Annotated in this window: 10 protein-coding genes and 8 pseudogenes; 7 read left to right on the top strand and 11 right to left on the bottom strand. The window is 34.7% G+C overall.

Features of this window, described 5'->3' with window-relative positions; translation table 11 throughout:
- Positions 1-11: 11 nt before the first annotated feature.
- Complete coding sequence (gene pdhA / locus NBW39_RS07445; RefSeq protein ID WP_250295070.1) at positions 12-992, bottom strand: pyruvate dehydrogenase (acetyl-transferring) E1 component subunit alpha; 981 nt, start codon at positions 990-992, stop codon at positions 12-14.
- A 55-nt stretch (positions 993-1,047) separates the two neighbouring features.
- Here pdhA and hemJ point away from each other — a divergent pair, with 55 nt between their 5' ends.
- Complete coding sequence (gene hemJ, locus NBW39_RS07440; protein WP_250295793.1) at positions 1,048-1,476, top strand: protoporphyrinogen oxidase HemJ; 429 nt, start codon at positions 1,048-1,050, stop codon at positions 1,474-1,476.
- 123 nt (positions 1,477-1,599) lie between these two features.
- On the opposite strand, the pseudogene NBW39_RS07435 reads toward hemJ, so the two are convergent.
- Positions 1,600-1,994: pseudogene (locus tag NBW39_RS07435) on the bottom strand (IS66 family transposase); the annotation flags it as partial.
- Positions 1,995-2,078: 84 nt separating this feature from the next.
- Between NBW39_RS07435 and NBW39_RS07430 the strand changes: the two are divergent.
- Positions 2,079-2,872: pseudogene (locus NBW39_RS07430) on the top strand (IS5 family transposase).
- A 16-nt stretch (positions 2,873-2,888) separates the two neighbouring features.
- Here the strand turns inward: NBW39_RS07430 and NBW39_RS07425 are convergent.
- Positions 2,889-3,266: pseudogene (locus NBW39_RS07425) on the bottom strand (DUF6444 domain-containing protein); the annotation flags it as partial.
- A 73-nt stretch (positions 3,267-3,339) separates the two neighbouring features.
- Between NBW39_RS07425 and NBW39_RS07420 the strand changes: the two are divergent.
- A pseudogene (locus tag NBW39_RS07420) lies at positions 3,340-3,635 on the top strand (IS66 family transposase); the annotation flags it as partial.
- A 23-nt stretch (positions 3,636-3,658) separates the two neighbouring features.
- Here NBW39_RS07420 and NBW39_RS07415 read toward each other — a convergent pair.
- From NBW39_RS07415 to NBW39_RS07400, 4 genes and pseudogenes are all read right to left on the bottom strand, one after another.
- Positions 3,659-4,039 (bottom strand): hypothetical protein, encoded by a 381-nt coding sequence (locus tag NBW39_RS07415; protein WP_250295069.1) that lies wholly within the window; start codon positions 4,037-4,039, stop codon positions 3,659-3,661.
- A 678-nt stretch (positions 4,040-4,717) separates the two neighbouring features.
- A pseudogene (locus NBW39_RS07410) lies at positions 4,718-4,894 on the bottom strand (IS66 family transposase); the annotation flags it as partial.
- Positions 4,895-4,996: 102 nt separating this feature from the next.
- Complete coding sequence (gene surE, locus NBW39_RS07405) at positions 4,997-5,749, bottom strand: 5'/3'-nucleotidase SurE (RefSeq protein ID WP_250295792.1); 753 nt, start codon at positions 5,747-5,749, stop codon at positions 4,997-4,999.
- Between the two features lie 500 nt (positions 5,750-6,249).
- Positions 6,250-7,042, bottom strand: a protein-coding gene (locus NBW39_RS07400; protein WP_250294670.1) for an IS5 family transposase whose coding sequence is annotated in 2 segments (ribosomal slippage) — positions 6,250-6,777 and positions 6,779-7,042 — 792 coding nt in all. Because the reading frame shifts where the segments join, the coding sequence is not laid out codon by codon here.
- 445 nt (positions 7,043-7,487) lie between these two features.
- Here NBW39_RS07400 and NBW39_RS07395 point away from each other — a divergent pair.
- From NBW39_RS07395 to NBW39_RS07385, 3 genes and pseudogenes are all read left to right on the top strand, one after another.
- Positions 7,488-8,710: pseudogene (locus NBW39_RS07395) on the top strand (IS4 family transposase).
- A 74-nt stretch (positions 8,711-8,784) separates the two neighbouring features.
- A protein-coding gene (locus NBW39_RS07390; RefSeq protein ID WP_250294670.1) for an IS5 family transposase occupies positions 8,785-9,577 on the top strand; the annotation gives its coding sequence in 2 pieces (ribosomal slippage) (positions 8,785-9,048 and positions 9,050-9,577; 792 coding nt in all).
- Between the two features lie 74 nt (positions 9,578-9,651).
- A protein-coding gene (locus NBW39_RS07385; protein WP_250294658.1) for an IS5 family transposase occupies positions 9,652-10,441 on the top strand; the annotation gives its coding sequence in 2 pieces (ribosomal slippage) (positions 9,652-9,912 and positions 9,914-10,441; 789 coding nt in all).
- A gap of 132 nt (positions 10,442-10,573) precedes the next feature.
- Here NBW39_RS07385 and NBW39_RS07380 read toward each other — a convergent pair.
- Positions 10,574-10,999, bottom strand: a pseudogene (locus NBW39_RS07380) (transposase); the annotation flags it as partial.
- A gap of 102 nt (positions 11,000-11,101) precedes the next feature.
- Between NBW39_RS07380 and NBW39_RS07375 the strand changes: the two are divergent.
- Positions 11,102-11,974 carry an IS982 family transposase gene (locus tag NBW39_RS07375; RefSeq protein ID WP_250294632.1) on the top strand — a complete coding sequence of 291 codons (873 nt, stop codon included), beginning with the start codon at positions 11,102-11,104 and terminating at the stop codon, positions 11,972-11,974.
- A 33-nt stretch (positions 11,975-12,007) separates the two neighbouring features.
- Here NBW39_RS07375 and NBW39_RS07370 read toward each other — a convergent pair.
- The 3 genes and pseudogenes from NBW39_RS07370 to ubiA all read right to left on the bottom strand — a co-directional run.
- Positions 12,008-12,438 (bottom strand): annotated as a pseudogene (locus tag NBW39_RS07370) (transposase); the annotation flags it as partial.
- 202 nt (positions 12,439-12,640) lie between these two features.
- Complete coding sequence (locus NBW39_RS07365) at positions 12,641-13,513, bottom strand: IS982 family transposase (protein WP_250294632.1); 873 nt, start codon at positions 13,511-13,513, stop codon at positions 12,641-12,643.
- 616 nt (positions 13,514-14,129) lie between these two features.
- The gene (gene ubiA, locus NBW39_RS07360) at positions 14,130-14,987 is read right to left on the bottom strand and encodes a 4-hydroxybenzoate octaprenyltransferase (RefSeq protein WP_250295067.1); all 858 of its coding nucleotides are present in this window, start codon (positions 14,985-14,987) and stop codon (positions 14,130-14,132) included.
- Between the last annotated feature and the right edge of the window lie 3 nt (positions 14,988-14,990).

The raw sequence follows: 14,990 nt of genomic DNA, 5'->3' as shown, positions 1-14,990 counted from the left end.
AGTCTAAACTATTACAGCACAAATTTATAAACATCAGTATACAGCTCATCAATGCTTGGTTCTTTACTATTTTTGGCAAAATCCTCTGATTTTTTCACTAAGTCACGTATTTCCTTATCAATTACTTTGCATTCTTCTTCTGAAGCAATTTTGTTATCTATCATGTATTTCTTTAAAGTGCTTATAGGGTCATGATTTTGCTTCATATCTTCAACTTCTTCTTTTAAGCGATAAGTAGCAGGATCTGACATCGAATGGCCGCGATATCGATATGTCTTCATTTCAAGCAGGATAGGCCCTTTTCCGCTGCGTGTGTGTTCCGCTGCTTCGCCTGTAGCCGCATAAACAGAGAAAAAATCCATTCCATCAACTTGTTTTCCAGAAATACCAAAACTTTCTCCTCTTTTGTATAACTCTGTTACTAAAGTTGATCTTTGCACGGAGGTTCCCATTGCATATTCGTTATTTTCTATGATGTAAACCACAGGTAATTTCCATAAAGATGCCATATTAAATGATTCATATACTTGTCCTTGATTTGCAGCACCGTCACCAAAATACGTGAATACCACGTTATCTCTTTTCTTATATTTATTAGCAAATGCTATTCCTGTGCCAATTGGAACTTGCGCTCCTACTATTCCATGTCCGCCGAAGAATTTTTTTTCAACGTCAAATACATGCATAGAACCACCTTTGCCTTTCGAGCATCCAGTTTCTTTGCCGGTAAGCTCTGCCATTACAACATTTGGATCAGAATCACATGCGAGCATTAAGCCATGGTCTCTATAACTTGTGATAAAAGCGTCACCTAATTTTGATGCAGCTTGAGTTCCAACTGCAACTGCTTCTTGCCCTATTGATAGGTGACAGAATCCGCCTATTAATCCCATTCCATATAATTGTCCTGCTTTTTCTTCAAATCTGCGTATGAGTAGCATTTTCCTGTAGAATCCAATTATCTGTTCTTTAGTGAAATTTTCTGCTTTCATATCGATTTCTTTTTCATTAAACTAACACAATACCAGGAATTTTAAATTTTTGCTAATGAACTATTACCACTGGCTTGAGGCTTTTCACGTTATCTCTGTTATCATGTGGATGGCAGGTATGCTTTATTTACCCAGGCTTTATGTCTACCACGCAACTGTAAAACCGGGATCGGAAAATGATAGCTTGCTTCAAACAATGGAAAAGAGGCTACTTAGATATATCATAAACCCTGCAATGCTTTTCTCACTTGGTCTTGGAATCACATTAATGGTTATTAGGGAAGCATATCGTGAAGGATGGTTCCATGTAAAAGCACTAGCATTACTCTTTATGTTTGCTATTCATGGGCTACTTGCAATGCATAGGAAAAATTTTGTAATGGGTTCGAATAAGAAGTCACATATTTATTTTCGCGTTTTAAATGAGGCAGTTACAGTATTGATAATAATCATAGTTATTATGGCTGTTGTGAAACCGTTTTAAACTTTGTAAACTCAAACTAAAATGAAGTTTTCAATTTCGTCAACCGTAAGACCTGTAGTTTGAGAGATGATATAAATTGATACACCTGCTTTAAGTAGGTTTGTATCCGTTCAGCAGAGTGGTTTAAGAAACAATAGATAGGAGATTTTGGAAAGCCCCTTTGTTTCCATGTTAAGTATAATGAAATTATCCGTTCGAGGAATGTGTTTCCTCGCTGTGATTGTGTAAAATATGAGTTTTTACGGTAAATGACATAGTGTCGTATCTGTTGTTCAGCGTGTCAATGGAATGTTTTCTGAATCATTCAAAAAATTCCACATCATTCTTTCAGATTTCAAAATATTTTTGGCAACTCGAGAAGCTCCTATTGCTTCAGGTAGGTAAAATATCTCCTTCAAGTAATACCTTGTACGTTTTCGCAATTTTCTGGCACATCTGGCAAATCTAAAAACATCTATCTCATTTTTTAACAGAGCTTTTTTCAGTGCAAACAACTCAGCAGCAACATTTCTTAACCAGAACTTTAACTTCAATAGACCTCTTTCGAAACTAGCATAAAGCCAAAGAAGATATACAATGGTAATTTAGTGTGAAGGAGATAGATGAAATACAAAACAGCAAAAGAGTTAGAAGATGAGAAATTTCGCAGATTAACAGGGCTAAAAAGAGCAACGTTTGATAAGATAGTGGAAATTCTAAGGAAAGCAAATAAAAAGAAGAAAGCTAGAGGAGGAAGAGCTAAGTGAGGAAAACATGCTCCTAATGGTATTAGAGTATCTCCGCGAATATCGGACATATTTTCATATCGGACAAAGTTATGGCATGAGTGAAAGTAACTGTTTTAAAATAATAAGATGGGTAGAAGGCACATTAATCAGATTTTGCATTACCAGGAAAAAAAGAGCTATTAAATGGTAATGTAGAATATGAAATTTTGGTAATAGATGGACCAGTAGAAAGGCCAAAAAAAAGCAGAAAAGATTTTATTCAGGAAAGAAAAAGAAGCATACGGTAAAGACACAAGTCGTTATAGCAAAAAAAAGCAAAAAAGTTATATGTACTTCCTTTGCTAACGGTAAACAACACGACTTTAGAGTTTTTAAAGAGTCAAAAGTTCGCATGTTATCGACCACTAAAGTTTTAGCAGATGCTAGTTATAGGGGTATGCACAAATTTCATAAAAATGTTCAACTTCCCCATAGAAGATCAAAAAAGTTTCCTTTACCAAAAGACAAAAAATCGGAGAATAGGACTCTTTCTAGCCAAAGGGTGATAGTTGAAAACGTAATTGAAGAGGTTTAAAATCATCTCGGATAGGTATCGAAACAGACGAAAACGTTTTGCTTTAAGATTTAATTTAATTGCTGCTATTCATAACTTTGAGCTCCTTATATGAATTTTGAAAGAAGTCTAATGTAAGGTTTTCCACATATTGCAATCTCTCCTCCGCACTCGCAAGTAGATGACAACTTTACTTTTATCACCTCATCTGCATCCATTTTGGCGCGAAAACTTCCTTCATGCCCAATCTGTGCCCCTATTTTCCTGTCACTTTTTTTCTTTTTCTTCTTTAGCTTGTATAACTCTTTTGAGCTCGGTATCGATGAATTTTGTGAATTCAGACCTAGTCTTTCTTTCAATTCAGCATTTTCAATTCTTAGCGCCTTATTCTCAGATCTAAAATTTTCGTTTTCTATCTCTAACCTCTTTATCTCTGCTTTTAGTTGCTCTATCTCTATTTTAAAGCTTTCACAGAGCTTGAGAAGACTAGCTAGTAGATCAGACCACACATACTACTTGCGATATTATGTTTTTAGCACTCCTTGTCTACTTTTTATTTTACCGCTCCGCTGAACGGATACGCGAAAACGTACAAGGTATTACTTGAAGGAGATATTTTACCTACCTGAAGCAATAGGAGCTTCTCGAGTTGCAAAAAATATTTTGAAATCTGAAAGAATGATGTGGAATTTTTTGAATGATTCAGAAAACATTCCATTGACATGCTGAACAACAGATACGACACTATGTCGTTTACCGTAAAAACTCATATTTTACACAATCACAGCAAGGAAACACATTCCTTGAGCGGATAATTTCATTATACTTAACATGGAAACAAAGTGGCTTTCCAAAATCTCCTATCTATTGTTTCTTAAACCACTCTGCTGAACGGATACCTCTAGTAGAAACTAAAGTGCGAAGTGCATGGCGCATATTTATTCTTAAAAGCAACCAATATATCATGATTATTACCTTTTAGTTTCTTCAATTCCTTTAAATGGTTATTGTTAATAATACCATCTATTAGAATACTCAATAAATGGAAATCCATGCTGTTAAGGTTTGCTATTATTTCTTCATCACTAAAGAACGATTTAAATTCGTTGTGATTTGATATAATACTTCTGTCTAGTAAAAATTCTAGTAAAGTAAGATTAATACTGTTAAACAGGTGTATTTTTTCTTGAGTGTCAAATAAATCAAAATAGATTGTATTATTTTGCTTTAGTTTTTTTGTTGGTAAAAACTTATAACTTAGAACCGACGATCCTCCAATCATTGTATTTTCATCAATTAGGATTTTGTAATCGATTAACAAACGAAGTAAATCTTGGTTAATGCTGTTCAATCTATTAACTTGTTCTTGATTAGTAAATATTCTGTCAACCTCGTTAATATCTACACCTGCAATCACTAAGTTTTGTAGTAAAGCTTTATTAGTAGTGTTATAATATGACCGGGGTAGTAAATGTACAATATCCCAGTAAAAATTAAGAGTAACAACAAGAATCTTTACTAAATCCAGTAATCAAATTACTGTAAAGATAGTCCCTATCCTTAAACATATAATCACGCAATTCACTATCATAATTGTCCCAGATCCGCTTCAAGGTAAAAGGATTAAATAAAGATAACATTTTAATTTGCCTCATTTTAAATTACTAACTTAGTATATCATGTTCAATCAACAAAAATCAAGTACCATATTTTATACGTTAGCAGTCAAAATTAGAGACTTATTTTGTAATGGGTAAGGTCAATCACGCCAATCATATAAATTTGTTGATGGTATTTTATATTCACTACATATCTCTGCTGTGCTCTTTTGATTTTTTATTGCTTCCAAAGCTATCTTTGCTTTTAACTCTGCTTTTTTGTTCTCATACTACACTCCATTCTTTTCCCTTTTTACTCGGATTAACCAATTTTTTTTGGTCTAATTTATGGGGTGCATTATAATTGATGAGTTTTTTGAATTTAAACCAAGCCTTTCCTTTAATTCAGCGTTCTCTATCTTTAAAGCCTTATTCTCTGCTTTTAAACTTTCATTCTCTTTTTCCAATCTTTCTATTTTTGCTTCTAACTTTTCTATTTTTTGCTGTAAATTTTTGCAAAGTTCTAAAAGGTTTACCATATTATCTCACTTTTGCTCTATGATTATCTTTTTAGATCACCTTGTCTACCTTATTCTGTCACTCCGCTGAACGGATACACGGATACCATGCAAATGTCTTTTTCAGTCAGCTATAGAAGAAAATTCGTCTGCGCAAGAATTTTTCATAGCATTAAATGTATCATAATCTGTAAAATCTAATTTTACTGGTGTGATAGTAATAAATCCTTCTTTTATTTTATTTACACTACCACTGCCTGAGTGCTCTCGAGACCAATTTAAGCTAAAAGAGCCATTCGAATTTTCAGTAAAAGTTAAATCCCCATCAATGTTATATTCACCTTGTTCAGCAAATTCTACTCCTTTTACTTTTTCCGTAGCAGGAAAATTTACACTCATCACTATGTTTTTAGGCCAACCAACCTTAACTAGCTTGGCAATAACCTTTGGTGCAAAAACCTTTGTATTGTGCCAGTTTATTTTGTCATGATAAACTTGGCTTAGCGCAATAGAAGGTATAGACCTTGCAGCACCTTCCATTGCAGCACCTATTGTTCCTGAATAACAAATATCGTCCCCGACATTTGATCCAATATTTACTCCGGACAATATTAAGTCTGGTTTTTTATTCATAACTTTATTTAGCGCAATAATGACACAATCTGCAGGAGTACCAGACACACTAAATTCCCTTTCACTATGTTGTTTTATTCCAATAGATTGTTTCACTGGATAATCAAGAGATCTTGCAGCCCCGCTCCTATCAGTATCTGGTGCCACTACCCATATTTCCGATGCAAAATTTCGTGCAACCTCTTTGAGCAATTTTATTCCTTCACTTCCAAAACCATCATCATTTGTTATCAATATTATCATATACAATAATTTTTTACTTAGCTGTATAGTTCCAAAGTATGACAAATAATTCTGGTCACTAGTTGCAAATAAATTCATATAGCTTTATTAATAAGCTATAACAAAGAACCCGCTGTAAATCAATAAGAAAAAATTAGGAGTACAGTCAGGTTCTCTAATTGCATGAAAGTCAATAATAATTTTTTGTATCATGAAAAATATTTTTTGATGTAAAATTCAGCTCTAATACAATCTTTTATTTACTATCGTATTATCTTATTCAATCAAAAGGGGTTTTATTGGCAATTAAAACACTAGCACTAAATTTCTATTTAATCCCTTTTAAATTAATGTAGCCAATGAATATGTGAATAAGTACGCTACACACACTTAAAGTACTTATTCACATATTCATTAGGCTTATAAAAACTAAAGTGTCATATTTTCCCCATCACCCTAATGATTTTACATAAGTTAAAGTAGTATGCTTCCATGGTTCTCTCCGCGGTCTAAGAACCTGTTCATAATCTTTTAAGGAGTAAAGAAGTGAAAGCAAGAACGACCATTTGTAAGCTAGTGTTGAGTTTCCGCTCGCAATTTTTCCACAAACGCCTACATTTTTCCAACCAAGCAAAAGAGCGCTCAACAACCCATCTCTTTGGCAGTACAACAAAGGTGTGTAATTCACTTCGCTTTATTACTTCGACCGTCGAACCAATAGTTGCTTTTATTTGTGTTGCAAAATTTTCTCCAGTGTAGCCTGCATCAACAAGTATATTTTTAACTTCAGAGAGTTTTTCTTTAGCATTTTCGACCATTTTCATGGCACTGCTGCGGTCGGTTGCTTCTGCCGTTGTTACATAAATCGCGTGTGGTAAACCTTGTGTATCTACTGCAATATGGCGCTTTATTCCTGAAATTTTTTTACCTGCATCGTAGCCCTTATTTTCAGCAGTATCTGCATTTTTTACGCTCTGAGCATCAATTATACAAAAACTAGTTCTTTCTTTCCGACCATTGCTGATACGTGTCTCTCCAACTAATTTTTTTTAATACACGCTCCAAAGTACTTTCTGTATCTTCGCTTGGTTTTTCACTCCATTTTTTAAAATATTCGTAACAACTTCGCCATTTTGGAAAATCTTTTGGCAGCATTCTCCACTGACAGGCACTTTTTAGGACGTACAGCACTGCACAAAATACATCATACAAATCAAGTTTTCTTGGTTTTGTTTTCTTCCTACTACTCTCCAGAATTGATCTGATTTTTTCAAATTGTTCTCGACTTATGTCACTTGGGTATAAATTTCTCATATATCCTTATTCATATACATCATCTCATAGTTTATCACTTTTTTGAGATTATGAACAGGTTCTAACATGGCTAAAATTTTAATTTGCCAAGCCGCACTATACTTGTTAGGCGGAAGTGGACGGCAACATGTCTTTCACGAAGTCTAAGCTTCAACTTGATCTCTTGCTTATCCCTTCCATCGGCATTACTATCTTTACTTTTAATAAAATTAATTGTTCTATACTCCTTTAGTGTTTATTGATAACAAAATTCTGTTTTGTTAACCAACATCCTAGTATCTGTTCAGACAATGGCGTCAACTTAAGGAAAAATATCGGTGATAGTGTATAAAAATTCTCTCTAAAATTTTTACCATTAAATTACCCAAAAGCTGCAATAAATAGCACTTTTGTTGCTGTTTTATTTCAACAAAGAAGTCTAAAATGTGTCCTTTTTAGGTAAAACATGCAAAAAGGAAAAAATTTTATTCTACAAATTAAAAATATAATATACTCGAAAGCTTTTCAGAGAATCCATTGTGTTGGAAAGAACAGTTTCACGCGAACAAGAAAACTCCCTTTTACGACAGTATTTTCTATGATTTTAAAGTTAGTTAAAAAAAGTTTGGGAATAGAATGTGAACTTATGGAGCCATTGACATGTACCCTCAAAGCAAGCTTTTTCTAAAGCAAGGTATAAATACAGGTTTTAAAGAGTTATTGGAGCTAAGCATCCAAACAGCTTATCAAGATGAATCTGAGCTGGAGAGGCTATAGACTTATTGCAGCAGATGGTTCTGGTATGAGATTACCCAGCTCTGAGGAAATTGTATCCGAGTTTGGCCGCTTTAAACCAAATGGAACAACAGGCACAATGCCACCATTGGCAAGAGTTTCTTTGTTTGTTGATTTATGTACTTCACTGATTTGCAGTGCTCGCCTTGCGGCTTGGGAACAAACGTTGGCGGAAGAGCAATTACCCGAAGTTATCACTCAAATGCGTTCATTAAATCAAAAGAAATTATTATTTATCTATGATCGTGGTTATCCTTCAGTAAAATTCATTCAGCAGCATGATGATTTGGAAGTAGATTTTATTTTTCGCTTGCAAAAAAGAAATTATAGCAAGCTATGGGAACGAATTGCATCTGGCGAATCAGATTTTGATTTTATATTAGAAAATGAAAAGCTAAAAAATAAAATGAAAGGACAGAAAGTAAGAGCTGACATTAGCTAACGGAGAAACAGAGGTATTAGTTACTTCACTTTTTGATCGAGAAAAATTTACTTTGGAAGATATCAGTAAAGCTTATGTATTAAGGTGGCACATAGAAGAGTGCTACAAACGACTCAAAGTAGGAGCAGAGTTAGAGAATTTTTCTGGGGTAAATTTAGAGGCTGTATTACAAGAATTTTGGGCAAACTTGGTCATGTGCAATATATTATCGCTTCATATGTGTGATGCACAAGGGCCTTGGAACCCAGATCAAATTGCCGAGTACCGTTTAAATTTTTCAGTTTTATTTGGTGTGATGAGACAGAAACTTTATCAAGTGCTCGTTGCGCCAAAAGATTTTCAAGCCCTTTTTAAGTATACGCGCCAAAGTTAAGATCCGACCGGGAAGATTGTATAGCCGCAATAAAGTAGATAAGCCCAAACGCCATCATGTCTTTAGGAGAGTTTGCTAATGTATGCTCTTAGAACCTGTTCATAATCTCAAAAAAGTGATAAACTATGAGATGATGTATATGAATAAGGATATATGAGAAATTTATACCCAAGTGACATAAGTCGAGAACAATTTGAAAAAATCAGATCAATTCTGGAGAGTAGTAGGAAGAAAACAAAACCAAGAAAACTTGATTTGTATGATGTATTTTGTGCAGTGCTGTACGTCCTAAAAAGTGCCTGTCAGTGGAGAATGCTGCCAAAAGATTTTCCAAAATGGCGAAGTTGTTACGAATATTTTAAAAAATGGAGTGAAAAACCAAGCGAAGATACAGAAAGTACTTTGGAGCGTGTATTAAAAAAAATTAGTTGGAGAGACACGTATCAGCAATGGTCGGAAAGAAAGAACTAGTTTTTGTATAATTGATGCTCAGAGCGTAAAAAATGCAGATACTGCTGAAAATAAGGGCTACGATGCAGGTAAAAAAATTTCAGGAATAAAGCGCCATATTGCAGTAGATACACAAGGTTTACCACACGCGATTTATGTAACAACGGCAGAAGCAACCGACCGCAGCAGTGCCATGAAAATGGTCGAAAATGCTAAAGAAAAACTCTCTGAAGTTAAAAATATACTTGTTGATGCAGGCTACACTGGAGAAAATTTTGCAACACAAATAAAAGCAACTATTGGTTCGACGGTCGAAGTAATAAAGCGAAGTGAATTACACACCTTTGTTGTACTGCCAAAGAGATGGGTTGTTGAGCGCTCTTTTGCTTGGTTGGAAAAATGTAGGCGTTTGTGGAAAAATTGCGAGCGGAAACTCAACACTAGCTTACAAATGGTCGTTCTTGCTTTCACTTCTTTACTCCTTAAAAGATTATGAACAGGTTCTTAGAACCTGTTAAGGATCTCGAAAATATGAGGTAAAGTAGGCATAGTTAAGAAAGAGGTATATCTATGCAAAAAAGCTATCCAAGCGATATAAGTCAAGAACAATTTGAAAAAATCAGACCAATACTGGAGAGTAGCAGAAAGAAAACAAAACCAAGGAAACTTGATTTGTATGATGTATTTTGTGCAGTGCTATATATCCTAAAAAGCGCCTGCCAGTGGAGAATGCTGCCAAAAGATTTTCCAAGGTGGGAGAACGTGTATTACTATTTTCAAATGTGGAATAAAAAGAATGGAGCAGAACCAAGCTTGCTGGAAGTAGTCTTAAAAAAAATTAGTTGGAGAGGTTCGTATCAGCAATGGTCGGAAAGAGAAAACCAGTTTCTGTATAATTGATGCACAAAGTGTTAAAAACACAGATACTGCTGAAAAAAAGGGCTATGATGCAGGTAAAAAGATTTCAGGCATAAAGCGTCATATTGCAGTTGATACGCAAGGCTTGCCACATGCAATTCATATAACAACGGCAGAAGTAACTGATCGTAGCAGTGCTGTGGAAATGGTGGAAAAGGCTGAAGAAAACCTCTCTGAAGTTAAAAATATACTGGTTGATGCTGGCTATACAGGAGAAAATTTTGCAACTCAAATAAAAGCTACTATTGGTGCAACTGTTGAGGTAATAAAGCGAAGTGAATTACACTCTTTCGTTGTATTGCCAAAGAGATGGGTTGTTGAGCGTTCTTTTGCTTGGTTGGAAAAATGTAGGCGTTTGTGGAAAAATTGCGAGCGGAAACTCAACACTAGCTTACAGATGGTTGTTCTCTCCTTCATTTCTCTCTTATTACGAAGATTTTAAACAGGTTCTTAAGTTGACGCCATTGTCTGTTCAGATGCATGGCTAATGCTGAAACAAAAATTCCAGTGCTCCCTTTCTTGTCATCCCAGTCTGGCATGGCTTTGTTGCATCGCACCTTATACTGGTAGTAATTTACGATAAATTCATGTAGCCATTTCGCATACCAATGTCAGTGAATTTATTGAGCAAATAACACTTGAGTCGCAGTTCCTTCTCACGATTAACCTCAGATTTGTTCCGAAAACTAAACCAGAATGTTTGTTTCAGTCGCGAGAAAAAACCTTCTACATAAGATCTTTTCCCATAATTTACTTTCTTTTTCCATTCTTTCACGCCATCTTCACCGTATAATTTTATTAATCTAATAGCAGCATTTCTGTCAGACATATAATCTATTTCTGGATGTTCTGCCGCATTGTTTATTGGTGGAATTTTTGCCTTTATATCATATTCGTTACACAATTTATAAAACTTGTGCCTATCATATGCCCTATCTGCATATAGTGCTTTTATGGCATGAACTTCTTTAAGCAAATCACAAGCTCCATAGTGATCAGACCGTTACTACCTCAGTTATGGATTAGAAAATAGATAAAAGTATAACTAAGAAGAGGGAAACAGGGTAAACTCGAGTATTTTAGTAATAATAAGAGGTTACCCATGAAGAAAGATATTACAGAACTGTACTGTTGCGTCGAGGATTTTTGTCGTGCGGTAGATGATAATTTTGCAAATAGGTTCTTATCAAACGGCAAAAAACCAACCAGAGTACCAGAAATAGCGCACTCAGAAATTCTAACCATAATCCTATTATACCATAAATCACCATGTAAAAACTTCAAGGCTTTTTATCTTTGTTATCTTCAGTTATTCTATAGATCAGAGTTTTCAAAGCTGCCTTCATATCACAGATTTATTGCCTTAAAGCCGCGAGTTTTGTGGTATTTAGCATTACTTTTGCAATGGTTTTGTGAACAAGCAAAAATGACCGGGATTTCCTACATAGATTCTACTTCAATAGCAGTATGCCATCGAAAAAGAATCTCAAGAAATAAGGTTTTCAAAGGATTAGCAGAGTTAGGAAAGAATACTTACGGCTGGTTTTTTGGTTTTAAATTACATGTAGTAATCAATGAAATAGGTGAAATTCAAGGTGTTACGCTAACCAGAGGTAACGTCGATGACAGAAAACCTGTACCAACTCTAACCAAAAAACTAACTGGACTTTTGTTTGGAGATAAGGGCTATATAAAGAAAGAGCTCTTTGAGAAACTATTCGATAGAGGTCTAAAACTCGTCACTAAAGTGAAAAAAGGTATGAAAAATGCACTGATTTCGCTGAAAGAGAAGATTTTACTAGGGAAAAGATCGATTGTTGAAACGGTTTTTGGCTGCCTAAAAAACAAATTTGAACTTGAGCACACTCGGCATAGATCCACAGTAAATTTCTTGGTACATATTTTTTCTACCCTCATTTCTTATTCAATGCAATCGAAAAAGCCCTGTATTTCTCAGCTTTACTTCGTTGGTTAATCCATAACTGGGGTTTACTGTATTTTACAGCTATATATTCAACATTACATGCAATTTTCTATAGCTGCGATACTTTCTATCTTTGCTATTTTCCTTCAGGAGTGTTGTTGTATATCTGTACTGTCTATAGCAATTTCGATATCTTCCATGTTATTTTCTGCAATCATTTATCTTAATATTAAGTTTCTTTTGATGCTTGTGAATAGCTGCAAATCTCTTCCTATTTGTTGCAAATATCCTTTTATAAACCCTACCGTTTGTCTTAAACCAATTCTAAAAAGATTGACGATTATATGCACCAAAATTACAACTTTATCACTATAAATATAGTTGCCGCCTTGCATTTTTGGACTATTTTCATACCAATTTTCGATAGCTTCATCGATGTAACGAAAAATATTTCCTCTTTCCTGGAGAAATTTGTTATATTCGTTTTGGTTACTGACTCTCATTTTTTGTGGCATATTTTTTCTTCAAAGGTTAAATGGCTATTTTATAATGAATTTTGTCAGTAACTGCCAGATTTTTTCGGTTGCTATGCAACAAAGCCCACTGGGATCCAGGAAAGTTTGCTTGTAAACTAGCACAGAAAAACGTTTTCAATGAGATTATATGGAAAACTGGATTCCAGCGTCACGCGCTGACCTCTCTTACCCCAGTTATGGATTAACCAACGAAGTAAAGCTGAGAAATACAGGGCTTTTTCGATTGCATTGAATAAGAAATGAGGGTAGAAAAAATATGTACCAAGAAATTTACTGTGGATCTATGCCGAGTGTGCTCAAGTTCAAATTTGTTTTTTAGGCAGCCAAAAACCGTTTCAACAATCGATCTTTTCCCTAGTAAAATCTTCTCTTTCAGCGAAATCAGTGCATTTTTCATACCTTTTTTCACTTTAGTGACGAGTTTTAGACCTCTATCGAATAGTTTCTCAAAGAGCTCTTTCTTTATATAGCCCTTATCTCCAAACAAAAGTCCAGTTAGTTTTTTGGTTAGAGTTGGTACAGGTTTTCTGTCATCGACGTTACCTCTGGTTAGCGTAACACCTTGAATTTCACCTATTTCATTGATTACTACATGTAATTTAAAACCAAAAAACCAGCCGTAAGTATTCTTTCCTAACTCTGCTAATCCTTTGAAAACCTTATTTCTTGAGATTCTTTTTCGATGGCATACTGCTATTGAAGTAGAATCTATGTAGGAAATCCCGGTCATTTTTGCTTGTTCACAAAACCATTGCAAAAGTAATGCTAAATACCACAAAACTCGCGGCTTTAAGGCAATAAATCTGTGATATGAAGGCAGCTTTGAAAACTCTGATCTATAGAATAACTGAAGATAACAAAGATAAAAAGCCTTGAAGTTTTTACATGGTGATTTATGGTATAATAGGATTATGGTTAGAATTTCTGAGTGCGCTATTTCTGGTACTCTGGTTGGTTTTTTGCCGTTTGATAAGAACCTATTTGCAAAATTATCATCTACCGCACGACAAAAATCCTCGACGCAACAGTACAGTTCTGTAATATCTTTCTTCATGGGTAACCTCTTATTATTACTAAAATACTCGAGTTTACCCTGTTTCCCTCTTCTTAGTTATACTTTTATCTATTTTCTAATCCATAACTGAGGTCTCTTGGGCTCTTTTAGTCATAAATATTAAGAAATTTACCAAACGAAAAAAAAGGCAAAAGAAGCCCCGTGGTTAACTAGTTATTTATATGTACTTCAAAATATTGGCGTTTTTTATTCTAAACGCTACGATTCAGCCGCTTTTAAATACAACTAACCTAAATTATAAACGTTAAGAAATTTACTAAGCAGAAAAAAAGGCAAAGAAAACCTAGGGTAGCTAGTATTCAAATTCTCCCTTGTTCTATTTGACGTCTTTTGATGTCTTAAACGCTTTATAAGCGCGTTTCGGCTTGTATAGGTAGAAACCCAGAAGTTTTATAAAGACATGAGGTGCACATAGTGCAAAAAATTAAGCATGATTTACGCCAAATACAAAGTTCCCTTTGTCGTTTTAATCTGCAGATTGCGAAGGTAAATAAATAGCTTCAGTTTCATGATAAGGGGACTGGCGGAGTTTGTCAAGGAAGTTTTTTTGTTTCTGCGGGCTACCTGAGTTTATTAGAGCCAAAACTCTTGAGACCTAGGTGATAATTCTATCTAAAAGGATGCCAAAAAAGAGAAGCAGCCCTACGTAGGAATTATTTTTAAATATGGACATGCATTGACTTGGATCGTCAGGATTGAAATTTTTGTATTGGCGGTGAAATATGAACCCTACAGCAAGTAGAGCAATATAAAAAATGTTATTTAATGATGATAAGATACCAGCATATAGCCACGCCATAAGAGATATTAAATAAAATCTTTTCAACCAAGATTTTGTTGTATCACCAAAATATAATGCGGTAGATTTCATTCCGAGTTTTTCATCATCTTTTTTATCTTGATGAGCATATATGGTGTCATAGCTAAGTGTCCAAAAGACGCATCCTATATAAAACAGCAAGGATTCTATACTGATCTGGTTTATTATTGCTGCTGAGCCCATGAGCGATCCCATATTGAAGGTAAACCCTAAGAACAATTGTGGCCACCAAACATACCGCTTTAATAAAGGGTAAGTAGCTATCATACACATTGAGATTATTCCAAGTATAAGTGTAGTTTTATTAGTTAATAATAAGATTATCAGGGCAATAGACAGTAACAGTGAAAGTAAAGCCAAAGCCTGCTTTATGTTCAATGCACCACTTGCAAGTGGCCTATATTTTGTTCGTTCAACGTGCGCATCTATTTCTCTATCGAAAATATCATTGATTATGCACCCTGCAGGTCTCATTAAAAATGCGCCTATAGTAAACAAAACAAGGAGAAAAAGAGCCTGATACGATAGAGAAGTTGAGGCTAAAAGAATACCGCTCAAACTAGGAAATAGCACAAGCCACAAACCTGTTAAACTATGCAATCTCATTAATGAAAAGTAATGGTTGAAATACATTAA

The organism is Wolbachia endosymbiont of Oedothorax gibbosus, from assembly GCF_936270435.1.
Classification (GTDB): Bacteria; Pseudomonadota; Alphaproteobacteria; order Rickettsiales; family Anaplasmataceae; genus Wolbachia.
The sequence above is the reverse complement of the archived record's forward strand: the minus strand, read 5'-3'. Positions and strand labels throughout refer to the sequence as shown.